This window comes from Streptomyces toyocaensis, assembly GCF_000725125.1.
Classification (GTDB): domain Bacteria; phylum Actinomycetota; class Actinomycetes; order Streptomycetales; family Streptomycetaceae; genus Streptomyces; species Streptomyces toyocaensis.
The window spans coordinates 102,225-128,249 of the sequence record NZ_JFCB01000010.1 but is presented as its reverse complement, the minus strand read 5'-3'; the positions used below and the strand labels follow the sequence as shown (position 1 = coordinate 128,249).

At 71.6% G+C, this 26,025-nt stretch carries 21 protein-coding genes and 1 pseudogene; 3 read left to right on the top strand and 19 right to left on the bottom strand.

Annotated features, from left to right (window positions below; genetic code table 11):
* Positions 1-58: 58 nt before the first annotated feature.
* The 9 genes and pseudogenes from lepB (BU52_RS13835) to BU52_RS13800 all read right to left on the bottom strand — a co-directional run bounded on the left by lepB (BU52_RS13835) (position 59) and on the right by BU52_RS13800 (position 6,344).
* Positions 59-1,015, bottom strand: coding sequence for a signal peptidase I (lepB, locus tag BU52_RS13835; protein ID WP_037933324.1), 957 nt, complete (start codon positions 1,013-1,015; stop codon positions 59-61).
* A pseudogene (gene lepB / locus BU52_RS33510) lies at positions 909-1,994 on the bottom strand (signal peptidase I); the annotation flags it as partial. The pseudogene lepB (BU52_RS33510) and the gene lepB (BU52_RS13835), both read right to left, overlap by 107 nt.
* Positions 1,987-2,727 (bottom strand): signal peptidase I, encoded by a 741-nt coding sequence (gene lepB, locus BU52_RS13830; protein WP_037933320.1) that lies wholly within the window; start codon positions 2,725-2,727, stop codon positions 1,987-1,989. The pseudogene lepB (BU52_RS33510) and the gene lepB (BU52_RS13830), both read right to left, overlap by 8 nt.
* 45 nt (positions 2,728-2,772) lie before the next feature.
* Positions 2,773-3,123: a 50S ribosomal protein L19 gene (gene rplS, locus BU52_RS13825; protein WP_004924850.1), complete on the bottom strand. Its 351-nt coding sequence runs from the start codon at positions 3,121-3,123 to the stop codon at positions 2,773-2,775.
* Positions 3,124-3,255: 132 nt separating this feature from the next.
* Complete coding sequence (gene trmD / locus BU52_RS13820; RefSeq protein WP_037933318.1) at positions 3,256-4,089, bottom strand: tRNA (guanosine(37)-N1)-methyltransferase TrmD; 834 nt, start codon at positions 4,087-4,089, stop codon at positions 3,256-3,258.
* Positions 4,089-4,640: a ribosome maturation factor RimM gene (gene rimM, locus BU52_RS13815; RefSeq protein ID WP_037933316.1), complete on the bottom strand. Its 552-nt coding sequence runs from the start codon at positions 4,638-4,640 to the stop codon at positions 4,089-4,091. The genes trmD and rimM overlap by 1 nt, the downstream gene beginning before the upstream one ends.
* Positions 4,641-4,750: 110 nt before the next feature.
* Entirely contained in the window at positions 4,751-4,990 is a 240-nt protein-coding gene (locus tag BU52_RS13810; protein WP_003973401.1) for an RNA-binding protein, read from the bottom strand.
* A gap of 2 nt (positions 4,991-4,992) precedes the next feature.
* On the bottom strand, positions 4,993-5,412 hold the full coding sequence (rpsP, locus tag BU52_RS13805; protein WP_037933314.1) for a 30S ribosomal protein S16: 420 nt from the start codon (positions 5,410-5,412) through the stop codon (positions 4,993-4,995).
* 335 nt (positions 5,413-5,747) lie between these two features.
* On the bottom strand, positions 5,748-6,344 hold the full coding sequence (locus BU52_RS13800; protein WP_037933313.1) for a hypothetical protein: 597 nt from the start codon (positions 6,342-6,344) through the stop codon (positions 5,748-5,750).
* A gap of 554 nt (positions 6,345-6,898) precedes the next feature.
* Here BU52_RS13800 and BU52_RS13795 point away from each other — a divergent pair.
* The gene (locus BU52_RS13795) at positions 6,899-7,753 is read left to right on the top strand and encodes a methyltransferase domain-containing protein (protein WP_078903221.1); all 855 of its coding nucleotides are present in this window, start codon (positions 6,899-6,901) and stop codon (positions 7,751-7,753) included.
* Positions 7,754-7,814: 61 nt separating this feature from the next.
* On the opposite strand, the gene ffh is transcribed toward BU52_RS13795, so the two are convergent.
* The 5 genes from ffh to nsdA all read right to left on the bottom strand — a co-directional run bounded on the left by ffh (position 7,815) and on the right by nsdA (position 15,434).
* Complete coding sequence (gene ffh / locus BU52_RS13790) at positions 7,815-9,362, bottom strand: signal recognition particle protein (RefSeq protein ID WP_037933308.1); 1,548 nt, start codon at positions 9,360-9,362, stop codon at positions 7,815-7,817.
* A gap of 83 nt (positions 9,363-9,445) precedes the next feature.
* Positions 9,446-11,887, bottom strand: coding sequence for a [protein-PII] uridylyltransferase (locus BU52_RS13785; protein WP_037933302.1), 2,442 nt, complete (start codon positions 11,885-11,887; stop codon positions 9,446-9,448).
* Between the two features lie 29 nt (positions 11,888-11,916).
* Positions 11,917-12,255, bottom strand: a complete 339-nt coding sequence (locus BU52_RS13780; protein WP_037933299.1) for a P-II family nitrogen regulator — start codon at positions 12,253-12,255, stop codon at positions 11,917-11,919.
* The gene (locus tag BU52_RS13775) at positions 12,252-13,592 is read right to left on the bottom strand and encodes an ammonium transporter (RefSeq protein WP_037933297.1); all 1,341 of its coding nucleotides are present in this window, start codon (positions 13,590-13,592) and stop codon (positions 12,252-12,254) included. Before BU52_RS13775 ends, BU52_RS13780 begins: the two co-directional genes overlap by 4 nt.
* 345 nt (positions 13,593-13,937) lie before the next feature.
* Positions 13,938-15,434: a transcriptional repressor NsdA gene (gene nsdA, locus BU52_RS13770; RefSeq protein ID WP_037933295.1), complete on the bottom strand. Its 1,497-nt coding sequence runs from the start codon at positions 15,432-15,434 to the stop codon at positions 13,938-13,940.
* A gap of 446 nt (positions 15,435-15,880) precedes the next feature.
* Between nsdA and BU52_RS13765 the strand changes: the two genes are divergently transcribed.
* The gene (locus BU52_RS13765) at positions 15,881-16,546 is read left to right on the top strand and encodes a bifunctional DNA primase/polymerase (protein WP_037933292.1); all 666 of its coding nucleotides are present in this window, start codon (positions 15,881-15,883) and stop codon (positions 16,544-16,546) included.
* An 84-nt stretch (positions 16,547-16,630) separates the two neighbouring features.
* Here BU52_RS13765 and ftsY read toward each other — a convergent pair whose 3' ends face one another.
* The 5 genes from ftsY to BU52_RS13740 all read right to left on the bottom strand — a co-directional run bounded on the left by ftsY (position 16,631) and on the right by BU52_RS13740 (position 24,418).
* A complete protein-coding gene (gene ftsY / locus BU52_RS13760; protein WP_037933287.1) occupies positions 16,631-17,833 on the bottom strand; it encodes a signal recognition particle-docking protein FtsY in 1,203 nt (400 codons plus the stop codon).
* A gap of 227 nt (positions 17,834-18,060) precedes the next feature.
* Positions 18,061-19,479, bottom strand: a complete 1,419-nt coding sequence (locus tag BU52_RS13755; RefSeq protein ID WP_037933284.1) for a sugar porter family MFS transporter — start codon at positions 19,477-19,479, stop codon at positions 18,061-18,063.
* Between the two features lie 192 nt (positions 19,480-19,671).
* Entirely contained in the window at positions 19,672-23,286 is a 3,615-nt protein-coding gene (gene smc / locus BU52_RS13750; RefSeq protein ID WP_037933483.1) for a chromosome segregation protein SMC, read from the bottom strand.
* Positions 23,287-23,554: 268 nt separating this feature from the next.
* Positions 23,555-23,758, bottom strand: a complete 204-nt coding sequence (locus BU52_RS13745) for a hypothetical protein (RefSeq protein WP_030824772.1) — start codon at positions 23,756-23,758, stop codon at positions 23,555-23,557.
* Between the two features lie 378 nt (positions 23,759-24,136).
* Positions 24,137-24,418: an acylphosphatase gene (locus BU52_RS13740; protein WP_037933280.1), complete on the bottom strand. Its 282-nt coding sequence runs from the start codon at positions 24,416-24,418 to the stop codon at positions 24,137-24,139.
* Positions 24,419-24,593: 175 nt separating this feature from the next.
* Between BU52_RS13740 and BU52_RS13735 the strand changes: the two genes are divergently transcribed.
* The gene (locus BU52_RS13735) at positions 24,594-25,904 is read left to right on the top strand and encodes a CAP domain-containing protein (protein ID WP_037933277.1); all 1,311 of its coding nucleotides are present in this window, start codon (positions 24,594-24,596) and stop codon (positions 25,902-25,904) included.
* Positions 25,905-26,025: the final 121 nt, after the last annotated feature.

Sequence of the window (26,025 nt, the reverse complement as noted above, 5' to 3'; positions counted from 1 at the left end):
GCACCCTACCCGGGAGTACCGGACGCGGTCAGCCCTCCTGGCGGCCCGTTCCGTCGCCCTACCGGCGGCGCCGCCAGAGCACCAGCGGCACCGCGCCCACGAGCGCGAGCCCCTGCGGGGCGGCCGACAAGGCCGCGGCGGACGACGAGCTGCCCAGGCCGGGCTGGTCGAAGGTGTCCGGGACGGGCAGGTTGGTCCAGCGGTTGACCGGCCAGGCGATGACGACGGCACGGCCGACGACCTTGTCCACGGGGACGAACCCGTCGTTGCTGTCGGCCTGGTTGTAGCGCGAGTCCCGCGAGTTCTGGCGGTGGTCGCCCATGACCCAGATGTGCCCCTCGGGGACCTTCACCTTGAACTGGCCGCCCTGGTCGTCCTGGCTGCACGGGGTGTTGCCGGGATACACGTACGGCTCGTTCAGCGCCTTGCCGTTGACCTTCAGCGGGCCGGTGCCCTTGCACTCGATCGTGTCGCCGCCGACGCCGACGACCCGCTTGATCAGGTCCTTCTCCTCCGCGGAGGGCATCAGGCCGATCCAGCTCAAGACCTTCTGCAAGGGGTTCGGATCGGGAGTGGGCTCACCCGCCAGCCAGTTGTCGGGGTCGTGGAAGACGACGACCTCGCCACGCTCGGGCTCGGAGCCGAACCAGGGGGTGAGCTTGTCGACCAGGACCCGGTCACCCTGCTGGAGGGTGTTCTGCATCGAGTCGGAGGGGATGGAGAACGCCTGCACCAGGAACGTCTTGATCAGCAGCGCCAGTACCAGCGCGATACCGATCAGGATGGGCAGTTCCTTCCAGAAGGAGCGAGGCTGCTTCGCCCGGGGGGTGCCGTCGCCCGAGCCGCCCTGCTCCGTGGGGGGCTGCCCGTCCCCGGGCCCGTCGCCGCCACCCGCCGAGGGGTGTTCCCCGGAGGTCACGGAGTCGTCCGCCGCCGGACAGGCCGCGTCCGCGGGACGTCCGCGGTGCTCCTCGCCCTCGCGCCCGGACCGTGCGCCAACCGCCGCATCCCCCACGCCAACTCCTCACTCTCTGCCGCCGCCCGCGCCATGCCCGGCGCAGGCCCACCACTCCCATAACGAGCGGGAGTTCCGCAGGGGTCGGGAGCTGGACCATTCCGTTGGGATCGTCCGGGGCAACCCTATGCGACAGCGGCGCGGCAGCGGTCGACCCCGGCGCGGAGTCCGACACGGAGGCGTAGGTGGTGGGTTCCTCCAGGGTGCTCCAGTGTCCGAACGGCCAGGCGATGACCATCGCCCGGCCCACCACCTCGTCCTCGGAGACGGTGCCCTGGTAGGCGGTGTCCTGGTGGAAACGGGAATCGGCCGAGTTCGCCCGGTGGTCGCCCATCACCCACAACCGCCCCTCGGGCACGGTGATGTCGAACGGGGTCCTGGACGGGGCGTTGCCCGGATAGAGGTAGTCCTCGTCCAGGGGCACGCCGTTGACGGTGACCCGGCCCTGCTGGTCACAACACTGGACCCGGTCGCCGCCGACGCCGACGACCCGCTTGATGAGGTCCTTCTCGTTCTCGGACGGCAGCAGTCCGATGAAGGTGAGCCCTTCCTTGATCTGCTTGACCCCGACGGGGTCTTCCTCCTTCGGGGTGGTCCGCTCGTCCCGGAGCCAGCCGCCGGGGTCCTTGAACACGACGACGTCCCCGCGCTGCGGCCTGGAACCGAACCACGGGGTGAGCTTGTCGACGAGCACCCGGTCGCCGATCTGGATCGTCTGCTCCATGGAGCCGGAGGGGATGACGAAGGCCTGTACGAGGAACGTCTTGAGCACCAGCGCGATCAGTACGGCCACGCCGACGAGGAGGGGGATCTCCTTGACCGCGCTCCGCCGGCGGCGCCGCTTGACCTTGCGCTGGAGCTTGCGCCGCTCGGCCCGGCTACGCCCGGAGCCCGCAGCCGCCGCGCGGCGGGAACCGGTGGGCAGCAGGTTCTCCGCGGGGCTCTCCGGGACACCGCGGGGTTTGCCGCGATTACCCATGAGCGCCCCCCGCCGGACGGGCCGCGCCCGCCTCCCGGGCGGGCACCCGCACGTAGGCGTCGGGCCGGTGCAGCCGGGTGGCGCGGGCCGGCGGCCACACGATCCCGTCCGCGCGGCCGATGACCTCGTCCACGGGGATCATGCCTCCGCCGGGCGAACCGAGGTGGTCGCGGGAGTCGCTGGAGTTGCTGCGGTGGTCGCCGAGGACGAACAGCCGGCCGTCGGGCACGACGACGTCGAACGGCACCGTGGAGGGCCTGTCACCGGGGAACAGGAAACCCGACTCGTCGACCGAACGGCCGTTCACCCGGATCATCCCCTCCCCGTCACAGCAGACCACGTGGTCCCCGCCCACTCCGACGACCCGTTTGATGTAGTCGGCCTCACCGAAATACCCGGTGCCGTCGAACACAATCACATCGCCGCGGCCCGGCCCGTCGCCGAAGCGGTACGCCAACTTGTTTACGAGAACGCGGTCCCCGTCCCTCAATCCGCGCTCCATCGACCCACTCGGAATCTCGAACGGCCGCGCCACGAAGATGTTGACGGCCAGCAGGAACAGCAGACAGAGCAGCAGGGTCAGGGTAATGCGCCCGCCAGGGAGCCACTGCGTGATGCGCGGCACCAACGCGGAGCGCGACCGTCCCTCCGGCCCCGGCGTCCCCGAGCTGTTCTCGGGTCCGGCCGGGAGGGAGGAACGGTCGCGCTCCGTCGGCTGTGCTTCGGTGTCCATCGGGGCCAGATGTTATCCGGCCCCGGTGTGGCTCCGGTAAAGCGCTCAGTTCTCGCGCTTCTCCTTGATCTTCGCCGCCTTGCCGCGCAGCTCGCGCAGGTAGTACAGCTTGGCGCGGCGGACGTCACCCCTGGTGACGAGCTCGATCTTCTCCACGATCGGGGTGTGCACCGGGAAGGTGCGCTCGACGCCGACGGAGAAGGAGACCTTGCGGACCGTGAAGGTCTCGCGGACGCCGGCACCCTGGCGGCGGATCACCACGCCCTTGAACTGCTGCACACGGGAGCGGTTGCCCTCGATGACGCGCACGTGGACGTTGACGGTGTCGCCGGGGCGGAACGCCGGGACGTCGCTGCGCAGCGACGCGGAGTCGACGGAGTCGAGGAGGTGAGACATGTCGTCTGCTTTCTTCGCTGATGCCGCAGGTCATCAACGGCAACTGGAGTGACGGATCACGGAGGTGCGATGCGGGCGGGCGTCGTGTCCCCCTGCGGCAGGGGCGCACGCCGGACGACGCACAACAGCGGCCTATTCTTCCACGCCGCCCGTCCTGCGCCAAAATCGGCCGTACGGCTCTCCCGCGGGGTCCGGTTCCCAGCCCAGGATGGACAGCATCTCGCGGTCCTTCTTGTCGACGGCCTTGGGATCGCAGCGCTCGATGAGGTCGGGCCGGTGGGCCGTGGTGCGGCGCAGGGCCTCGTCGCGCCGCCAGCGGGCGATCTTCCCGTGGTGGCCGCTGAGCAGTACGTCCGGGATGCCGCGGTCGCGCCAGGAGGGCGGCTTGGTGTAGACGGGGCCCTCCAGGAGGCCGGCCATGGCGCCGGGGGCGAAGGAGTCGTCGCGGTGCGATTCGGCGTTGCCGAGGACGCCGGGGAGCAGCCTGGCCACGGCCTCCGTGACGACGAGGACGGCCGCCTCGCCACCGGCCAGGACGTAGTCGCCGATGGACACCTCGTACACGGGCATCCGGGTCGCGTACTCGTCGACGACGCGGCGGTCGATGCCCTCGTAGCGGGCCGGGGTGAAGATCAGCCAGGGACGCTCGGAGAGGTGGACCGCCAGGTCCTGGGTGAAGGGACGGCCGCTGGGGGTGGGGACGATCAGGGCCGGCCCGCGGGAGCCGGCCTCGTAGCCGTCCGCCAGGACCGAGTCCAGCGCGTCCCCCCACGGCTCGGTCTTCATGACCATGCCGGGGCCGCCGCCGTAGGGGGTGTCGTCGACGGTGTGGTGCCGGTCGTGGGTCCAGGAGCGCAGGTCGTGCACGTGGACGTCGAGCTGCCCGCGCGCGCGTGCCTTGCCCACGAGGGAGACGTTCAGCGGTTCCAGGTACTCGGGGAAGATGGTGACGACGTCGAGCCGCATCACGCCTCGTCCCCGGAGTCCCTGGAGGAGGCGATCTCCGCGCGGTCGTCGATCAGCCCCGGCGGCGGGTCGATGACGGCCCGCTGTTCCTCCAGGTCGATCTCGGTGACGATCTCCTCGACGAACGGGACGTACACCTCCGTGCCGTCGGGGCGCTCGACCACGAAGAGGTCCTGCGTGGGCAGGTGCGAGATCTCGGTGATCCGGCCCACCTCGGTGCCGTCCACGGTCACCACGTCCAGGTCCATCAGCTGGTGGTCGTAGTACTCGTCGGGGTCCTCGGGCCGCTCCTCGGGGTCGACGTCGGCGATGAGGAGGGTGTTGCGCAGCGCCTCGGCGCCGTTGCGGTCGTGCACGCCCTCGAAGCGCAGCAGGAGGCGGCCGCTGTGCACACGGCCGGTCTCGATGGTCAGCGGCCCGACGGAGGCGGGGTCGGTGGCCAGGACGGCGCCGGGTCCGAGCCTCAGCTCCGGTTCGTCGGTGCGGACCTCCACGGTGACCTCGCCCTTGATGCCATGGGCGCGGCCGATGCGAGCGACTACCAGCTGCACTGTGCTTGATCTCCTGTCGAAACTGCGACGAGCCGCTCACGGCTCGGACGACTGCGGGCCGGGGACGGCCCAGTGGCCCTCCCCGGCCCGAGCCGGTGCTGCGTTTGGCGTCAGCGGACGTGGTCCACGTCGACGAGGTCGACACGGACACCGCGGCCGCCGATGGCGCCCACGACGGTGCGCAGCGCGCGTGCGGTGCGGCCGTTGCGGCCGATCACCTTGCCGAGGTCGTCCGGGTGGACCCGGACCTCGAGCACGCGTCCGCGACGCAGGTTGCGCGAGGCGACCTGCACATCGTCAGGGTTGTCGACGATGCCCTTCACGAGGTGCTCGAGAGCCTCCTCGAGCATGATCAGGCCTCGGTCGACGCGGACTCGGCGGCGGCCTCGTCCTTCTTCTCAGCCTTCTTCTTCTGGGTGATCGCCTCACCCTTGCCCTCGTCGTCGCCACCGATCGCCTCGAACGACGGACGGGCGGGCTTCTCGGCCTGCTGGAGCAGCGGAGCCGGGGCGGGCTCGCCCTTGAACTTCTGCCAGTCGCCGGTCTTCTTCAGGATGGCGAGCACGGGCTCCGTCGGCTGGGCGCCGACACCGAGCCAGTACGCCACGCGCTCGGCGTCGACCTCGATCACCGACGGGTTGTACGTCGGGTGGTACTTGCCGATCTCCTCGATGGCCCGGCCGTCACGGCGGGTACGGGAGTCGGCGACGACGATGCGGTAGTGAGGCGAACGGATCTTGCCCAGACGCTTCAGCTTGATCTTGACTGCCACGGGAGTGGATTCTCCTGGATTTGACGTGGTTGGGCACGGCGGAAATGCCGCGTGGGGTTGCGGTACCCGAGTGCCCGACGGACGCGTCAGCCGGAGGAGAGAGGGGTCCTGTGCGGCTGTCGAGTACAGCTGGCCATTCTGCCACACCCTGGCGGCCGCGCTCACCGCGGGTGTGACGTGGGCACGCGTGAGCGGCACCCGGCGTCTCGGTGACCGTACGCCGGGTGCGGCCCGCGCGTTCCAGCGGCACGACCGTCCGCCGCGACGGCAGCGCGGCCGGCGGCTGTGAGGCGCGACGGCAGGGCAGGTCCCGGCACCCACGAGGTGCCGGGAGGTCAGCTCGCCGCCGCTACTTCCGGAATGCGGAACGGCTTGCCGCAGCCGCCGCAGACGATCGGGGCCTGGGCCAGGACCGAGGGGACGACGCGGACGTTGCGGCCGCAGTCGCAGACGGCCTTGACGCGCACGCCGCCGCCCGAGGAACCGTGCCGTGCGGCCGGCCCGCGGAAGCTGCGGGCGGTGTCGCCCGCCGTCGCCGCGGTGTGGGCCTTCAGGGCCCGGTGCAGCCGTTCCGTCGTGGGGCGGTAGCGGCGCTTCGCCTCGGGAGTGAGCGTGACCAGCGAGAAACCGCTGCTGGGATGCGGCTCCTCGGGGTGGTCCAGGCCCAGTTCCTCGGCGATCGCGAGGAATCTGCGGTTGTGGTAGCGGCCGGCTCGGGATGTGTCGCGTACGCCGCGCGCGGCGGCGACGCCGTGGACTGCCTCGTGCAGCAGCCGTTCGAAGGAGAGCTCGTGACCGCACGCGGACGACGACTCCCCGATCAGGGACTCGGGCGCGGCAAGATCGGGCAATTCGGGGTGGTACCGCTGAATATCGGCCCACGCCTGTGCCAGCTCTGCGGCGAGTACAGGTGGTGTCTGTGTCGTGCTCACGTAATGACAACGAGCGCGGGTACCTGTGTGTTCCGATTCCGGGGCATCCCAAATAATTTGCACGTACCCGTCAGTTGCCGCTGATGCGCTCCGACGAGGGCGGGTGCGCTGATCTGCGGAGAAGCCTCGCAGCTCACCTCAAGGTGGTGCGTAGGCTGACGTACGCCCACCCGTCTCCGGCCACCACCCTCGGAAGCGGCCCTCACCTGCCGCCCTCCGGCTCGGCGCGTACTCGGTCGGCGCGCTCCGGTGCACAGGGGGTCCTGGTGTGCGCAAGGGGCGTTTCGGCCGCTCTCGCGACACGGCGCCCGGCCCCACCGGAAGCGCCACGCACCCGACGTTACCGGGTCCCCCACCGGCCCCACGCACCGCCCCGCTCCCGCGCACCTGAGTTCTTGCCACTGGCACGAGCAACTACCAAGCCGTCGCCGCATTCCACTGGACGACACGTCGGGGTCGGAGTTTCCTGGCATACGGGGGGTGTGCGGGCGCATGCCACGGGGGCCAGGGAAACGGGCACTGCGGCAACTCTCGGCTGATTGGGGCGCTTACCTATGACACCTACGCTCGTGCGGCAGCACCTGCCTCACACGGGGGCCTCCCCCCGCGTGGACCTGAGTACACGCGCGCGTGACTGGTCCGAGATCCAGGAGCGGATGCTCGTACCGCTCTACGAGGCCGTCTACGAGCGACTGGACGTGGGTCCCGCGACACGACTGCTCGGTCTCGGCTGCGGGTCCGGGCTGGCCCTGCTGATGGCGGCCTCGCGCGGTGCCACGATCACCGGCGTCGACACCTCCGCCGACCGGCTGGCCCTCGCCCGGGAGCGGCTGCTGCCCGGCGAACGGGAGGCACACGCGCGTACCGGCGCCAGGATCGTGCACGGCTCACCGGCGGACACGGCCCGCGCGGACGCGTCCGCGTACACCGTGGTGACCGCGTTCGAGCCGATCGGCTGCCTCGCGGGAGACGCGGAGTGGCTCGGCGAACTGCTCGCCGAGGCGGTACCGCTCGCCGGCCGGGGGGCGGCCGTGGTGCTGGCCGGCTGGGGCCCGCCGGAGCGGTGCGCCACGGCGTCCGTGCTCCAAGTGGCCGCAAAGCTCGCGGATCCGCTGCACGGCGGGGGCACCTGGCGCCCCACCGACCGCGACGACCTGGAGCGGGTCGCCGAGCGGGCCGGACTGCGGCCGGACGGCTCCGGGCGGGTGGCCTGCCCCTTCGGCTACGCCGACGCGGACAGCGCGGTGCGGGGCCTGAGGTCGACCGGCCTGTTCGACCCGGCGATCACCGCCACGGACCAGGCGCAGGTCGACAAGGAGCTGGCGGAGGCCCTGCATCCCTACCAGCGGCACGACGGAACCGTGTGGATGCCGAACGTGTTCCGGTACCTCGTCGCGCGCACCCCCTGAGACACGCCGCTGGGGCGCCCCTCCGAAACGGAGGGACGCCCCAGCGGCGCGGGCGAGGGCCTCAGCCCATGAACTTCTTGAACTCGTCGGGCAGCTCGAAGTCCTTGCCACCCTGCTGCGGCAGACCGAAGGCGCCGCCCTCCGCGGCGGCGGCACGGCGCGCGGCGGCCTCCTGCTCCTGCTGCTTGCGCTTCATCGGGTTGCCGGAGCGCTGCTTGCCCTTGGCCTGCTTCTGCTTCTTCTTCGTCCGGCCGGGACCGCCGCCCATGCCCGGCATCCCGGGCATCCCCGGCATGCCGCCGCCCTGAGCCATGCGGGACATCATCTTCCGCGCCTCGAAGAACCGCTCGACCAGGTTCTTCACCGCGCTGACGTCGACACCGGAGCCCTTGGCGATACGGGCCCGGCGCGAGCCGTTGATGATCGTCGGCTCCTGGCGCTCCGCCGGGGTCATCGACTTGATGATCGCGGCGGTGCGGTCGACGTCCCGCTCGTCGAGGTTGTTGATCTGGTCCTTGATCTGACCCATGCCGGGCAGCATGCCGAGCAGCTTGCTGATGCTGCCCATCTTCCTGACCTGCTCCATCTGGGCCAGGAAGTCGTCCAGGGTGAAGTCCTGGCCCTTCTTCGACGCCAGCTTGGAGGCCATCTTCTCGGCCTCTTCCTGACTGAACGTCTTCTCCGCCTGCTCGATCAGGGTGAGCAGGTCACCCATGTCGAGGATGCGGGAGGCCATCCGGTCCGGGTGGAAGGCGTCGAAGTCGTCGAGCTTCTCACCGTTGGACGCGAACATGATCGGCTTGCCGGTGATCTGCCGGATCGACAGCGCCGCACCACCGCGCGCGTCACCGTCGAGCTTGGAGAGCACGACGCCGTCGAAGCCGACGCCGTCACGGAAGGCCTCCGCGGTGTTGACCGCGTCCTGACCGATCATCGCGTCGACGACGAACAGGATCTCGTCGGGCCGGACGGCGTCGCGGATGTCCGCGGCCTGCTGCATCATCTCCTGGTCGATGCCCAGGCGGCCGGCGGTGTCCACGATCACGATGTCGTGGACCTTGGTCCGCGCGAACTCGATGGAGTCCTTGGCCACCTTCACCGGGTCGCCCACGCCGTTGCCCGGCTCGGGCGCGTAGACGGCCACGCCCGCGCGCTCGGCGACGACGCTCAGCTGGTTGACGGCGTTCGGGCGCTGGAGGTCGGCGGCGACCAGCACCGGCGAGTGGCCCTGCTCCTTCAGCCAGCGGCCGAGCTTGCCCGCGAGGGTGGTCTTACCGGCACCCTGCAGACCGGCCAGCATGATCACGGTGGGGGGCTGCTTGGCGAAGCGCAGCCGGCGGGTCTCGCCGCCCAGGATCGTGACGAGCTCGTCGTTCACGATCTTCAGCACCTGCTGGGCGGGGTTCAGCGCCTTGGAGACCTCGGCACCGAGCGCGCGCTCCTTGACGTTCTTGATGAACGTGCGGACGACCGGCAGGGCCACGTCCGCCTCAAGGAGGGCGATGCGGATCTCACGCGCCGTGGCGTCGATGTCCGCTTCGCTCAAGCGCCCCTTGCCGCGCAAGTTCTTGAAGGTCGCTGAAAGGCGATCGGAAAGAGTATCGAACACGGCGGCGTCGGTCCTCGGAGTCGGAGACAGGCTGGGGAATCGCCCTCCAGGGTATCCCGGCGCGGGGGGACGCCGGAGTGTCCTCACCCACGTAGCGTCTCTTCCAGTTTCCGGGCCACCGCCACGGCCTCCTCGGCGGGCAGCGGCGCGCCGTCGGAGCCGGTGACGTAGAAGGCGTCGACCGCGTTCGCGCCCAGCGTGCCGGCGTGCGCGCTGCGTACGCGCAGGCCGGCGTCCTCCAGCGCCCGCCCGATGCGGAACAACAGCCCGGGGGCGTCGTGTGCGCGGACCTCGATCACCGTGGCGTGCCGGGACGCGGCCGGGGCGACCGTCACGCGCGGCGGGGGCGCGACCACGCCGCGCCGCCTGGGGTACGCGGCGTCCCGCTCGGCGAGGCGGCCCGCGATGTCGAGGCTGCCGTCCAGGGCGCGTACGAGGTCGGCGCGGAGCCGGGTGGCCTGGGGCAGGGAGCCGTACTCCGCGGCGACCCGCCAGTCCAGCAGGAGCACGGAGCCGTCCACCCCGTCGGGGAGGTCCAGGGCCCGCAGCTCGGCGGTCCGCACGGTCAGCCGGTGCAGGGCGAGCACCCCGGCCGCCGCGGGCAGCACGCCGACCTGGTCGGGTACGGCGATGAGCAGCTCCACGCCCAGCGGCTCGGGGTCGCCGGCGGGTTCGGCGGCCGGTTCCGTCCTGGCCCGCAGGGACAGGACGGGCGCGCCCGTGGCGACGGCCTCGAGGGCGAGCCGCTCGTGCTCCGCGGTGGGCGAGGCCTCCGCGGGGTCGGCCGGGACGTCTCCGGACAGCACGGCGGAGACCCGCCCGACCAGGTCGGCCACGAGCGAGGCGCGCCACGACGACCAGGCCGCCGGTCCGGTGGCGAGTGCGTCCGCCTCCGTGAGGGCGTGCAGCAGGTCGAGGGTGCCCTGGGAGCGGACGGCCTCCGCGACCGCGCGCACGGTGGCGGGGTCCTCCAGGTCGCGCCGGGTGGCGGTCTCGACGAGCAGGAGGTGGTGACGTACGAGAGTGGCGATCACGGCGACGTCCTGATGGTCGAAACCGATGCGGGCGGCCACGTCCTGGGCGATGACCTCGCCGGTAACCGCATGGTCGCCGGGCCAGCCCTTGCCGATGTCGTGCAGCAGCGCGGCGACCAGCAGCAGGTCGGGTCGGTGCACGCGCCGGGTGAACTCGGAGGCGCGCACCGCGGTCTCGATGAGGTGCCGGTCCACGGTCCACAGGTGGACCGCGTTGCGCTGGGGGCGGCAACGGACCCGTTCCCAGTCCGGGAGCAGGCTGTTGACCAGCCCCTCCGCCTCCAGCGCCTCCCAGACCTGCACCGTGGGCCCACCCGAGCCCAGCAGGGTCACCAGTTGTTCCCGCGCCTCGGCGGGCCAGGGTGTGGGCAGGGGGCGGGCGCCGGCCGCCATGCGCCGTACGGCGTGCGGCGAGAGCGGGAGCCCGGCCTGGGCGGCGGCGGCCGCGGCGCGCAGGGGAAGCACAAGGTCGCGTTCGGGGCGCGCGGCGCGGGCGAGTACCACCTCGCCGTCCTGTTCCACGACGCCCTCGGCCAGAGGGGAGCGCCCGGGCACCGGTTTGCCGCCGCCGAGCATGGCGCGCAGCCGGGGTCGTACCGCGCGGGAGCGCAGCACGCGCCCCACTTCGCGCCAGGTGACGTCACCGGCGTAGGCGATGACCCGCGCGGCCTCGTAGACCTGGCGCAGCAGCACGTCCGCGTCGAGCAGACCGAGTTCGGCCGCGACCTGGTCCTGCTCCTGGAGCGCGAGCCGGTCGGTGGCCCGGCCGGTCGTCAGATGCAGGGCGTCGCGTACGTCGAGGAGCCGGCGGCGGGCGTCGGCCAGGCCCTCGCGCGGTGCGTCGGCGAGCCAGGAGGCGGCCACCGCGCGCAGGGCGGTGGCGTCGCGCAGGCCACCGCGGGCCTCCTTGAGGTCGGGCTCCAGGAGGTACTGCAGTTCGCCCTGCCGTCCGGCGCGTTCCTCGCACATCTCCCGCAGGGCGGGGAGCCGTTTCGGCGCCTGGTTGCGCCAGTCGGCGAGCACGGCCGTGCGCAGTGCGGTGGTGAGGCCGAGGTCGCCGGCGATGTGCCGGGCGTCGAGCAGGCCGAGCTGGACCTTGAGGTCCTCGCCCGCGGTCCGGCGGGCCTCGGCCGGGGTGCGGACGGAGTGGTCGAGGGCGAGGCCGAGGTCCCAGACGGGGTACCAGAGGCGGTCCGCGAGGGCGGCGACCTCACGGGGGTCGCCACCGTCGTGCAGCAGGAGCAGGTCGAGGTCGCTGCGCGGGGACAGCTCCGCGCGCCCGTAGCCACCCACGGCGACCAGGGACACTCCGCGCGCCCCTTCGGTGCCTGCCGTGAACAGTCCGCTGAGCCACTGGTCCGTGAGGTCCGCGAGAGCGGCACGGCGCGGCGGCCCGGACCGCGCCTGCTCGTTGAGAAGGCGCAGCCGGGCCGCCGCGTAGCCGCTGGGTCCCGAGTCCGCTGTCTCGCTTCGCATGTCCGTTCCCGTCACCCGGCGGCTCCTGTTCCGTTCGCCCGCGGTCAGAGCGCGTCCGGGCCGCGCTCGCCGGTCCGCACCCGTACGGCCGTCTCGACCGGGATGGACCAGACCTTGCCGTCGCCGATCTTGCCGGTGCGGGCCGCCTTGACCACGACCTCGATCAGCTGTTCGGCGTCGTCGTCCTCGACCAGCACCTCGATGCGGATCTTGGGCACCAGGTCGACGGTGTACTCGGCACCTCGGTAGACCTCGGTGTGGCCGCGCTGACGGCCGTAGCCGCTGGCCTCGGTGACCGTCAGGCCGTGTACTCCGAAGGCCTGCAGGGCCTCCTTGATCTCGTCGAGCCGGTGCGGCTTCACGACGGCGGTGATGAGCTTCATGCGTCCACCTTCTTGCTCTCGGCCGGGGCGACGGGGGCGGTGACCGCGGTGCGGGCCGCGCCGCCGCCCGCGCCGCTGAAGTCGTATGCGGTCTCGGCGTGCTCGGCCTGGTCGATACCGGCCACCTCGTCGTCCTCGGAGACTCGCATACCGATCGTCTTGTCGAGGAGGAGGGCGAGGACCGCGGAGACGACCAGGGAGTAGGCGAGGACGCCGAAGACACCGGCGCACTGCTTCCAGAACTGGTCCAGGCCGCCGCCGTAGAAGAGGCCCGCGACGTCGGACTGGCCCTTGCCGGTGGCGAAGAAACCGATGAGGAGGGAGCCGAGGATGCCGCCGACGAGGTGGACGCCGACGACGTCCAGGGAGTCGTCGTAGCCGAACCTGTACTTCAGGCCGACCGCCATGGCGCACAGCACACCGGCGATCACGCCGACGGCGATCGCGCCGAGCGGGGAGACCGCGCCGCCGGCCGGGGTGATCGCGACCAGGCCGGAGACGGCGCCGGAGGCGGCGCCCAGCGTGGTGAAGGCGCCGTGCCGGATCTTCTCGTAGGCGAGCCAGCCGAGGACCGCGGCGCCGGTGGCGACCTGGGTGTTGACGAACATCAGCGCGCCGACGCCGTCGTCGTTGCCGAGCCACGAACCGGCGTTGAAGCCGAACCAGCCGAACCACAGCAGTCCGGCGCCGAGCATGACCAGCGGGAGGCTGTGCGGGCGCATCGGGTCCTTCTTGAAGCCGATGCGCTTGCCGATCACCAGGATCACCCCGAGCGCGGCGGCACCAGCGTTGATGTGGACCGCCGTACCACCGGCGAAGTCGATGACGCCCAGCTCGAAGGCCCAGCCGCCGGCGCCCCAGACCCAGTGCGCGACCGGGAAGTAGACGACGGTGGCCCACAGGGCGATGAACAGCGCCCAGGCGGTGAACTTCACGCGGTCCGCGAGCGCTCCGCTGATCAGTGCGGGCGTGAGGACGGCGAACATCAGCTGGAAGACCAGGAAGACGGAGACCGGGATGGTGTAGCCGTCCCAGAGTTCGGTCAGGCCGATCTCGCTGAGGCCGACCCAGTCGGAGTTCCATCCGACGATGCCTCCGGAGTCGGTGCCGAACGCCATGGAGAAGCCGTACAGCACCCACAGGACGGTGACGATGCCGAGGCTGATGAAGCTCATCATCAGCATGTTCAGGGTGCTCTTGACGCGGACCATGCCTCCGTAGAAGAAGGCCAGGCCCGGGGTCATGAGCATCACCAGGGCGGAACAGATGAGCATGAACCCTGTGTTGGCGGCGGACAGCGTGGGTGCGTCTGCGGCCAGGGTGATGGCTGGTGCCATCGGCGTCTCCTCGTCGTTGGTACGGCCCCGTGCGGGCGAAGCCTCGAGCGGATTGAGGGGTGGGCCGGTTATGCGCCATGAGATTGGCGCAGCGCCGTTTCGGTGGAAGCCCCTCGTTGTTTCGCCGCCGTGACGAAGGCACCTGGCGTGTTACGGGTCGGTGAACCGCCGGATCCGGGGCGCGCCGATCGTTATCGTGGCGCAACCTTCGGTGTACGGCGGTGAGCCGCGGCCGGGGGGACGAAAAGCCGGCCGCGGCCGGCCTCCGAATGACTGGCATGGGGGAGCCGAGTCGGGCAGTTCGGGAGGGCCGGCCGCGGCCGGGGTCCGTGGTCGCGGGAGGGGTCAGACCGCCTCGGCGGTCTCGGGCAGCTCGATCGCCAGCCGCTCGGTGAGTTCGACGACTTCGGCGAGGCCCCCGAAGTCGCGCACCGCGGTGTCGACCGTCTTTCGGATACGAGTGTTGACACGCTCGGAGCGGACCTTCTTGGCCGCCTTGATGGCCTCGGTGGCGAGAATCGTGCTCTGCTCGGGCTCGCGCTGGAGCAGGTGGACCGTGGCCATGCCGATCAAGTTGAGGGCGTAGGAGCGCTGGTGCTCACCACTCTCCCGGCCGAAGAGTTCCACGGCCCGCCTCATCAGCGGTTCGGCGAGCGAGGCGTAGGTGGGGCTGCGGCCCGCGACGTAGGCGAGGTCGCGGAAGGAGTGGGAGTTCTCCGCGTAGAGCTCGGCCTCGGAGAAGAAGCGGATCCAGTCGGCGTCGGGCTCGTCCCACTCGCCGGCTTCCGCGAAGGTGTCCTCGGCCATCCGCACGGCCCGCTTGCACCGGCCGGGCTGGCCCATGTTGGCGTAGGCGCGGGCCTCCATCGCATACAGCATCGACTGGACGCGCGGACTCGCGCAGTCACGGCTGCCGTACTGCGCGAGGTGGATCAGCTCCAGGGCGTCCTCGGGCCGGCCCAGGTGGATCATCTGGCGGCTCATGCTGGACAGTACGTAGGAGCCGAGCGGCCGGTCACCGGCTTCCTTGGCGGCGTGCAGGGCGAGCACGAAGTACTTCTGCGCGGTGGGCTGGAGCCCGACGTCGTACGACATCCATCCGGCCAGTTCGGCGAGTTCGGCGGCGACCTTGAACAGGCGTCGGGCGGTGGCCTCCGGCTGGGGCTCCTGGAGCAGGTCGGTCACCTCGTGCAGTTGTCCGACGACCGCCTTGCGGCGCAGGCCGCCGCCGCACTGGGCGTCCCACTGCCGGAACATCACGGTGGTGGTCTCCAGCAGGTCCAGCTCCGGCTTCGACAGCCGGCCGCGGGCGCGTGCGGAGGAGGAGACGGACTCGGGCTCCGGCCGGGGCAGCGGCGCGGGCGGGGCGGGCACGAGCCAGCGCTGCATGGGTTCGATGAGGGACGGGCCGGCGGAGAGGGCGAGCGAGCTCCCGAGGAAGCCGCGCCGCGCCAGCATCAGGTCGCTGCGCGAGAACTCGCTGAGCAGGGCCACGGTCTGCGGGCCCGTCCACGGCAGGTCGACGCCGGTCGCGGAGGGTGCCGGGCGGGTGGTGCGCAGACCCAGGTCCTCGACGGAGACGACGACGCCGAAGCGTTCGGAGAACAGCTCGGAGAGGATCCTGGGGATCGGCTCGCGCGGGTTCTCGCCGTCGAGCCAGCGGCGCACGCGTGAGGTGTCGGTGGAGATGTGGTTGGCACCCAGCTGGCGCGCCCTGCGGTTGACCTGCCGGGCGAGTTCGCCCTTGGACCAGCCGCTGCGGACGAACCACGAGGCGAGAAGCTCGTTCGGACGTTTCTCCGGACTCGCCGCGTTCGTCCCGCCACCGCCGTTGCCGCTCACTGGAACGCCCCCATCCCTGAAGACCACTTGTCGCTGAGTGCGCCAAGCCTTATCAGAATGCCGGTTGTCGGGGCCGCCCGTCCGGCTGTTGCCGCCCTTCGAACGGGAAGCCGAGTTGCCTCCGGCATACCCACGAGTGCATGTGCCCCAAGAAGCCGTGCACACAAAGTAACCCTACGATCACCCGCCCCACCATGGCGGAACCGCAATCGCCACCATTCGCCACCCCTTCGAATGAACTCACCGCCGTCGGCCCGCGATTGACTTGACACAGCACAGCCACGAGTGGATGCAGCGATGCGGGCAGGGGCGCGCGCCCTCCGACGCACCACCCCGGGCTCACCGGAGCGCGGGTTGGGCACACGGACGCGGGGAAGCCGGAAACAGAGCGTCACATCACGCGTCCGTTGCGTGACCATCGGAGCGTCGAACCCGTTGGAGGGGGCATGGGCTTCACGATCGGCATCAGCCGGGGCATTCGCGACATCCGGTCCGGCTCGCGCCGCCGGAACCGCTCGTCGGACGCCACCGTGGCGGCGGAGTACACCGGGCTGTGGGGCTGGGACGTGGTGCCGGGTGTCCGGGCCGCCGCGGGCTCCTGCTCGTGCGGGCGCGCCCGGTGCCCGGCACCCGGCGCCCATCCGCTGGACCACGCGCCGGTGATCCGCGCCGGGGCACCCCTGGACGAGGTGACCGCGCTCTGGTCCGAGTTCCCGGGCGCCTCGCTGATGCTGCCGGTGGGCCGGACGTTCGACCTGATCGAGGTGGCCGAGTCCGTGGGGCGCCACGCCCTGGTCCGGCTGGAGCGCATGGGCCTGCCGGTCGGCCCGGTCGCCGCCACGCCCGAGGGCCGCGCGCACTTCTTCGTCGCCCCCGGTGCCGCCGCCGCCCTGTCCGAACTGCTCTACCGCATGGGCTGGGACGACCCGGCCGCCCTGGACGTACGCGGTCTCGGCCGCGGTGCGCACATCACGGCACCCCCGTCCGACCGGGGCGGCCTCGGCCCGGTGCGCTGGCTGCGCTCCCCCGCCCTGGACTCGGCCTCCCGGCCGCCCGAGGCACGTCTGCTGCTGGGCACGCTGGCGTATGTGGCGCACCGCTCGGGCAGGTAGCAGCCCCGACACGGCGAAGCGCCCGTCCCCCGATCGGTTCGGGGACGGGCGCTTCCTCGCGTCTGCCGGATCCAGGCCGGGGGTTCACTCCCCGATGAGCGCGTCCACGAACGCCTCCGGCTCGAACGGCGCCAGGTCGTCCGCGCCCTCGCCGAGCCCGATCAGCTTGACCGGAACGCCCAGCTCGCGCTGCACCGCGATCACGATGCCGCCCTTGGCCGTGCCGTCCAGCTTGGTGAGCACGATGCCGGTGATGTCGACGACCTCGGCGAAGACCCGGGCCTGGACCAGACCGTTCTGACCGGTGGTGGCGTCGAGCACGAGCAGCACCTCGTCCAGTGGGGCCTGCTTCTCCACGACGCGCTTGACCTTGCCGAGCTCGTCCATGAGGCCGGTCTTGGTGTGCAGCCGCCCGGCGGTGTCGATGAGCACCGCGTCGGCGGCCATGTCCTTGCCCTCCTTGACCGCGTCGAACGCGACGGAGGCCGGGTCGCCGCCCTCCGGACCGCGCACGGTGTGGGCGCCGACCCGCTGGCCCCAGGTCTGGAGCTGGTCGGCGGCGGCGGCGCGGAAGGTGTCGGCGGCGCCGAGGACGACGGTGTTGCCGTCGGCGACCAGGACGCGGGCGAGCTTGCCTGTGGTGGTGGTCTTGCCCGTGCCGTTGACGCCGACGACCATCACGACGCCGGGGCCCCCGGCCGCGTTCTCGGTGTGCACGGTGCGGTCCATGGTGGGATCGACCAGCGTGACGAGCTCCTCGCGGAGCAGTCCGCGCAGCTCCGCGGGGGTGCGGGTGCCGAGCACCCGCACGCGCTCACGCAGCCGCTCGACCAGTTCCTGGGTGGGCTGCACCCCGACGTCGGCGGTGATCAGGATGTCTTCCATCTCCTCCCAGGTGTCCTCGTCGAGGTGCTCACGGGACAGCAGGGTGAGCAGGCCCTTGCCCAGGGCGTTCTGCGAACGGGAGAGACGGGCGCGCAGCCGGACCAGCCGGCCGGCGGTGGGCTCCGGGATCTCGATGACCGGAGCCTCGGCGGCGGGCGGTTCCTCGATGACGACGGGACCGGCGCCCGCCGGAAGATCAACCTCCTCGATGGTGCGCCGCGGTTCCTCCCGCGGCGTCTCGGCCTCTTCGCCGACGTGCGGCTCGGCCGGAGGGGCGGTGATGTCGGGCGCGGCGGGCGGCGGCGGGGGCAGCGGCTTCTTGCGCCGGCTGCCGACGATGAGCCCGCCGAGCGCGCCGAGCACGACCACGGCGATGACTACAGCAAGGATGACGATGTCCATAACGCGTCCAGTATCGGCCATGGGTGCCCCACGCGCGCCGATCGCGGCCCGCGCCGGACGGTCCGTGCCGCGCGGTGCGGCCGGCCGCCCGGCCCGGGCGGCCGCCGGCGCGGACATGCCGCCGCCCCGGCTCGGAGGGTGACCGGGCCGGGGCGGCGGGTGGGGGGATAAGAGGAGAGGGGCAGCGGGGACGTGAGCCCTTCTCCCCGGGCTCGTCGGGCTGCCGCTCAGCCCATCTCCTCCAGGGACTTGCCCTTCGTCTCCTTGACGAACTTCAGGACGAACGGGATGGAGAGCGCGGCGAAGGCCGTGTAGATCACATAGGTGACCGACAGGTTCCAGTCGGCCAGCGAGGGGAAGCTCGCGGTGATGGCCCAGTTGGCGATCCACTGCGCGGCGGCGGCGACACCGAGGGCGGCGGCGCGGATGCGGTTGGGGAACATCTCGCCGAGCATGACCCAGACGACCACACCCCACGACAGGGCGAAGAAGAGGACGAAGACGTGCGCGGCGATCAGGGCGACCCAGCCCTGGGTGGCGGGCAGCCGGCCGTCGACGAGGTCGTACGAGAAGGCCCAGGCCTCCAGCGCGAGTCCGATCACCATGCCGACGGAGCCGATGATGGCGAGCGGCCTGCGGCCGATGCGGTCGACGAAGATCATCGCGATGACGGTACCGACGATGTTGATGATCGACGTGGTGAAGGAGTAGAGGAACGAGGCCGTCGGGTCGACGCCGACCGACTGCCACAGCGTCGCCGAGTAGTAGAAGGCGACGTTGATGCCGACGAACTGCTGGAAGACGGACAGCCCGATGCCGATCCAGACGATCGGCTTGAAGAAGAAGCTGCCACCGAGCAGGTCCTTGAAGCTGGACTTCTCGTCACGGCGCATCGCCGACTCGATCTCGGTGACGCGGGCGTCCAGGTCGATCCCCTTGCCCTCGACCTCTTCGAGGATCTGACGGGCGCGCCCGTGCTTGCCCACGGAGATCAGGTAGCGCGGGGACTCGGGGATGGCGAAGGAGAGCAGACCGTAGAGGACCGCGGGCACGACCATGACGCCGAGCATGACCTGCCAGGCCTCCAGGCCCATGATCTCACCGCGCTGGTCGCCGTCGGCGGCGTTCAGGATGCCCCAGTTGACCAGCTGCGACACGGCGATGCCGACGACGATCGCGGCCTGCTGGAAGGAGCCGAGCCGGCCGCGGTAGGCGGGCGGGGCCACCTCGGCGATGTAGGCCGGGCCGATGACGGATGCCATACCGATGGCGAAGCCGCCGACGATCCGCCAGAAGGCCAGGTCGTACAGCGAGAAGGGCAGGGCGGAGCCGATGGCGCTGACGGTGAACAGGACCGCGGCGATCTGCATGCACCGGATGCGGCCGATGCGGTCGGCTATGCGGCCGGCCGTCGCGGCGCCGATGGCACAGCCGATCAGGGCGACGGCGATGACCTGTGCGAGCGCGGCGGAGCCGATGTCGTAGCGGTCGCGGATGGCCTCGACGGCGCCGTTGATGACGGAGCTGTCGTAGCCGAAGAGGAAGCCGCCCATGGCGGCCGCCGCCGCGATGAAGACGACGTGCCCGAGATGCTCGGGGTGAGCCGTCCCGGCTCCTGATGTCTGTGCCTGCGTCGTGCTGGTCACGTGTACTCCTCGGGCCACCGGCAACATCGCCGGATGGGGGTCAGCCCTTCGGGTCCAGCTGAAGGTACCTGAAGGTAAAAACAACATTGCAGAGACTATGACTTCAACTTTTGAAGTCAATAGCCCTGCGGCTGTGAGTTTGGAGACGCGCCAGGGCAGTGATCATTCAGAACTTGAAGGTTTCGTGTCGCTCTAGCGCAGACGCTGGCTGATGACCTTGGACACGCCGTCGCCCTGCATGGAGACGCCGTACAGCGCGTCGGCGACCTCCATGGTGCGCTTCTGGTGCGTGATCACGATCAGCTGCGAGGCCTCCTGCAGCTCCTGCATGATCCGGATCAGCCGCTGGAGGTTGGTGTCGTCGAGGGCGGCCTCGACCTCGTCCATGACGTAGAACGGGCTGGGTCGCGCCTTGAAGATCGACACGAGCATCGCCACGGCGGTCAGTGAGCGCTCGCCGCCCGACAGCAGCGACAGGCGCTTGACCTTCTTGCCGGGCGGACGCGCCTCGACGTCCACACCCGTGGTGAGCATGTTGTCCGGGTCGGTCAGCACCAGGCGTCCCTCCCCGCCCGGGAACAGCCGGGAGAAGACGCCCTCGAACTCGCGGGCCGTGTCCCGGTAGGCCTCGGTGAAGACCTGTTCGACGCGTTCGTCGACCTCCTTGACGACCTGGAGCAGGTCCGCGCGGGTCTTCTTCAGGTCCTCCAGCTGCTCGCTGAGGAACTGGTGGCGTTCCTCGAGCGCCGCGAACTCCTCCAGGGCGAGCGGGTTCACCTTGCCGAGCTGCTGGTACGCGCGCTCGGCGGCCTTCAGGCGCTTCTCCTGCTCGGCCCGCACGAAGGGACGGGGCCTGTTGCGCGGGTGTTCCGGGTCCTCCGGCAGCTGTTCGCCCTCGGCGGGGGGCGAGGGCGGCACCAGTTGGTGCGGGCCGTACTCCGACACCAGCCCGGCCGGTTCGACACCCAGTTCCTCCAGCGCCCTCGTCTCCAGCTGCTCCATCCGCAGCCGCTTCTCGGCGCCGAGTACCTCGCCCCGGTGAACTGAATCCGTCAGCTTGTCGAGTTCCGCCTTGAGATCGCGCCCCTCGGTGCGGGCTCGGGCGAGTTCCTGCTCACGGCGGGCCTTGGCGGCCTCGGCGGCGGTGCGCTCCTCGGCGGCGCGGGCCAGGGAGACCTCGATGTGGGCGAGCAGTTGCCGGGCGCCGGAGGCGACGGCGCCGGCGACGGCCGCCTCGTGGCGCAGCCGGGCCCGGCGCTGTTCGGCACGGGCGCGTGCCTCGCGTTCCGCGCGGGCGGCGCGGTCCAGTGAATCGGCCCGTCCGGCCAGCGCCTTGACCCGCTCCTCATGGGTGCGGGCCTGGAGGCGGGCCTCCATCTCGGTCTGGCGGGCGTTTGCGCCGTCGGCGGCGAGCCGGTCGCGCACGGAGGTGTCGGGCTCCTCCTCGTACGGCATCTCCTCGGCGACCGCCAGCCGTTCGGCGAGTTCCTCGACGTCGGTGAGTGCCTTGTCGAGTGCCTCCTGCGCCCGGGCGGCGGCGGCGCCGGCCCGTTCCGCCTCCCCGGCCGCGCCGCGCGCCTGTCCGGCGAGCCGGCCGAGCTGCTGGGCGACGGAGGACTTCTCCCGGTCGGCGGCCCGGCGCCGCTCCCCGAGTTCCTCGACGAGGGCCGCGCACTCCCGGCGCCGTCCGGCCGCCGCCTCCTGCGCCCCCGCCAGCTCCTCGCACCGCACGGCCAGCTCCTCCAGCTCGGCGGCTGCCTCGTCCACGGACGCCTGTACCTCCAGCAGGCTGGGGGCGCCCGCGGAGCCGCCGTGGGCGAAGTGGGCGCCCAGTAGGTCTCCCTCGGCGGTGACGGCGGTGAGGTCGGGGCGGGCGTGGACGAGTTCCTCGGCGTCCTCCAGGGTGCCCACGACCACGACCCCGCGCAGGAGGCGGCGTACGGCGGGCATGAGATCGGCCGGCCCCCTGACCAGGTCGGCGGCGGGGCGCCAGGCGGGCGGTTCGGCGTCCACGGGGTCGTCGTGGCCCGCCGTGCGCGGAGCGGCGCCCTCGGCGGTCGTGCCGAGGGGGGCGGGCGGCTGGTCCGGGGTGCCCGCCAGGAGCAGGGCCGCTCGGCCCGCGTCCTGCTTGCGGAGCAGGCGGATCGCGTCGGCCGCGGCGGACGGTGAGGTCACCGCGAGGGCGTCCGCCGCCGCGCCGAACGCCGCCGCGAGCGGCACCTCGTGGCCCGCCGTCACCGTCAGCAGTTCCGCGGCCGGGCCCAGCAGTCCCGTGAGGCGGTCCTTGGCGCCCAGCAGGGCGCCGCTGCCGTCCTTGCGGCGCAGGCCCAGCGCCAGTGCGTCGTGGCGGGCCTGGGTCGCGGCGCGCCTGCGCTCCGCCGCGGTGACCTCCTCGCGCGCGGCGGTGAGGGCGGCTTCCGCCTCCGCGAGCCGCCGTTTGGCCTCCTCGTGCCGCTCGGCGAGTTCGGCGTCCCCCGCGTCGAGGCCGTCGACCTCGGCCCGGAGGGTCTCGTACTCCTCCTGCGCGGCGGTGGCACGCTCCCGGGCCTCCTCGCGGGCGACGGCCAGCCGCTCGATCTCGGCCTGGGCCGCGGCCGCACGCGAACGGGCGGCACCCACCTGGCCCTTGAGGCGGGCAAGCCCCTCCCGCCGGTCGGCGATGGCCCGCGCGGCGTCCTTCAGCCGCCGTTCCTCCCGGGCGAGTTCGCGTTCCAGCTCCGCGCGGTGGGCGACCGTGTCCTCCAGGGCGCGCTCGGCCGCCTCCAGCGCCGCCTCGAGCTCGGCCTCCTGCTCGCGGATGCGGGCGGCCTCGCGCTCCATGTCCTCGGGGTCACGGCCGCGACGCTCCTCGGGGGGCGCGGAGGTGGCGCTCTTCACGCGGGCGTCGGCCAGCGAGATCGTGCCGCGCACCCGCTCGGCGAGCTGGGAGAGTTCGTACCAGGTCTGCTGGGCGTGCTGCAGCCGGGGGCTGAGTCGGCGTACCTCGTCCTCCAGGAGGGCCTCACGCTGGAGGGCCTTCTTCAGCTCCGTCTCGGCCGCGTCCTTGCGTTCCTTGAGGGCGGCCTCGTCGGCGATCTCGGCCTGCAGTGCCTCGCGCAGCCGTACGAGGTCGTCGGCGAGCAGGCGCAGTCGCGCGTCGCGCAGGTCGGCCTGGATGACGGCGGCCCTGCGGGCGACCGCGGCCTGGCGGCCGAGCGGCTTGAGCTGGCGCCGGAGCTCGCCGGTGAGGTCCTGCACGCGGGCGAGGTTGGCCTGCATGGCGTCCAGCTTCCGCAGCGCCTTCTCCTTGCGCTTGCGGTGCTTGAGGACGCCGGCGGCCTCCTCGATGAAGGCGCGGCGGCCCATGGGGTCGGCGTGGAGTACGGAGTCGAGCCGGCCCTGGCCGACGATGACGTGCATCTCACGGCCGATGCCGGAGTCGGAGAGCAGCTCCTGGATGTCCAGGAGACGGCAGGTGTCGCCGTTGATCTGGTACTCGCTGCCGCCGTTGCGGAACATGATCCGCGTAATGGTGACCTCGGCGTACTCGATGGGGAGGGCCCCGTCGGAGTTGTCGATGGTGAGCGACACCTCGGCGCGGCCGAGCGGCGGTCGTCCGGTGGTGCCGGCGAAGATGACGTCCTCCATCTTGCCGCCGCGCAGCGACTTGGCGCCCTGCTCCCCCATGACCCAGCTGAGCGCGTCCACGACATTGGACTTGCCCGAGCCGTTCGGGCCGACGACGCACGTGATCCCCGGTTCGAACCGGAGCGTGGTCGCGGAGGCGAACGACTTGAAGCCGCGGAGGGTCAGGGCCTTGAGGTGCACGCCGCCGGACTTTACCCGCCGGGGCATGTCTCACTTCATGAACGCGCGGTTTCGCGGGTGAACGCGAAGGGCACACCAGACGTTGAAGACGGTGAAAGGATGCGCGGGACAAGGAGCGTCCGCGGGGGGCCGTCCGGGGGCACGCGGGGGCGAGGACGCGGAGGGAAAGAAAGAAGGGACGCCGTGGCGTCCCTTGCAGTTCTGACTGCTCGACGGTGGTGACGGGCGGACCCGACCACTGCCCTACTGATTCGTGAGCGTGCAGGGGTCAGGTGAGCGCAGGCTCCGCCTGGTGTGCGTCAACGCTCTCCATGATCCTGTCGTGAGAAGCGGCAGCCGCCAGCGCGTCCTTCTCCGCCTGGATCCGCACGAGCTCGGATTCCAGGTCCTGGACGCGCTGCTGGAGCCGTCGCATCTCGGCGAGGAGTCGCGGGTCGGAGCCGCCGACGTAACCGAGAAGCGCCTTTGCCATGATGGATGGTCCTCCACAATGAGTGACCGACCGATGCGGTGTGGGTCGTGAGGGATTCGCACCCGCGGTGCTTGGCAGGCCTGGAGTTGTGCTGCCGTTCAGCCATGCCAAACAGCTAAGGTGCGCGGGGCTTTCAGCGTCTCACCAAAAAGTTTGAGGGTCAACACGATCACGCCCCGTATTGGCGGACAACCGGGTGCACACGGCCGGGAAGCGGCGGTGTCGCGACTCTCACGGGTCCTCGGGACGTGGCGATCATCCTGGCGGCCGGAGCCGCGCATGGCAAGCCTTCTCCGTCAATCACCAGGACGTTTTCACCGACGACCGCTCCCGACGCGGACCGGACGGGTCCCCCTGCCCCGCTCCGGCGGGGCCGGCTCAGCGGACGGCGAAGCCCTCGTAGCCACCCCGCGGTGTGTCCCAGATCTCGGTGACTCCGTCCACGCGTCCGGGCGTGTCGCCACCCTGGAGCCAGTCGAGCAGCCCTTCGCAGCGCTCGCGGGAACCCTCGGCCACGACCTGGACCCTGCCGTCGTCCAGATTGAGAGCAAAACCACTCAGGCCGCCGATCTCCAGGGCCTTGGCCCGGGTGAACCAGCGGAAACCCACTCCCTGGACACGTCCCCGCACCCAGGCGACCAGTCGCACATCCTCGCTCATGGCTGCAACCTAACCGGACAAAGTCCCACGGGGCACTCCACCCCTTGGCGCCATGCGGTACCGTCCCGACCCATGAATCTCATATGAAACTCACTCGTTCGTGTGAGTTTTGTGATCATCGAGTTTCGGGCTGGTCGCGAGACGAGTCGACCGCAAGGACGAGGAAGGCCAGGACATGGGACGCCACCGACGCTCCGCCGCCGGCCGCGCCGCCACGAGCCGCGCCACGGGGGTCACTCACCACGACGGCCCCTACTCCGCGGGCCCTGGCCCTCTGGGCGACCGGGCCGGCGGCCCGCCCATGATGGGCACGGCGCCGTATCTGAACCCGGAGGCCTACGCCGAGACGTACGCGAGGAGCGAGGCGTACCTCTACGCGACGGACGACGGCGGCGCCTACTCCGCCGCCCACGACTTCACCCGGGGCGGCTTCCCCGACGCCGGCTTCTCGACGGGTCAGGACCGGTCCGGTCACACCTTCGTGGGTGACGCCTTCCCGGACAACGGCTTCAGCACCCGTGGCGGCTTCTCGTCGCCCGAGGGCCTCACCACCACCGAGCACGTCACCACCCCCGGCGGTTTCTCCGCGCCCGAGGGCTTCTCGTCCCCGGACGGCTTCTTCACCGACGAGGCGGGCCGGCCCACCAGCGGGCACCGGCGGCGGAAGAAGAAGGCCGCGACGCCGGTCCGCACCGGTCTGCTCGGCGTATCCGCCGCCGTGGCCATCGGCACGGTCGCGGTGGCGACGGGCGCGGTACCCGGCCTGGAGAACTACAAGCTCGGTGGCGACAGCACCTCCGGTGAGGAGGTGCAGGCCGGTGGCACCGTGACCAGCCTGCCCACCGAGCAGGGCGGCACGTCCGGCAGCGTGGAGTCCCCCGGCCGTGACGCGGGCACCCCGGCGAGCCGCGACGGAGAGCGCTCCGCCTCGGCCGAGCCGTCCGGGTCGCCCTCCGCCTCCGCCGCGCCCACGAAGACCCCGGAGACGAAGAAGCCGGAGAAGAAGAAGCCCGCGGCGCCCCCGGAGAAGTCCACGGAGAAGACGCCGTCCCGCAAGGCGACGCCGGAGCCGGAGAAGAAGACGAACAACCCGGGGCCCGTGTCGGCGGAGTCCGCCGCCGCGGCCGAGGTGCTCCGGCTGGTCAACGCGGAGCGGGCCAAGGTGGGCTGCAGCCCCGTCGCCGCGAGCAGCGCGCTGACCGATCTGGCCACGGCCTTCAGCGACGACATGGCGAAGCGGGGCTTCTTCGACCACACGGACCCCGACGGGGACACCCCCTGGGACAGGGCCAAGGCGGCCGGCGTCAACGGCCTCGGTGGCGAGAACATAGCCCGGGGCCAGGCCGACGCCGAGGCCGTGATGCAGGCCTGGATGGACAGCCCCGGCCACAGGGCGAACATCCTGAACTGCGATTTCAAGACGCTGGGCGTGGGCGTCCACATGGGCCCGGGCGGCCCGTGGTGGACCCAGAACTTCGGCTACTGAGGCAGTCGCGGGACAAAGGCCCAGTCCTGCCCCCGGGCCGTCTTTCGCGGGTTCCCCGTCCTGGAGGACGCGGCCCACGGCGGCCCGGGTCCGGGTCTCGTCAGCCTCTTCCCCCACGCGC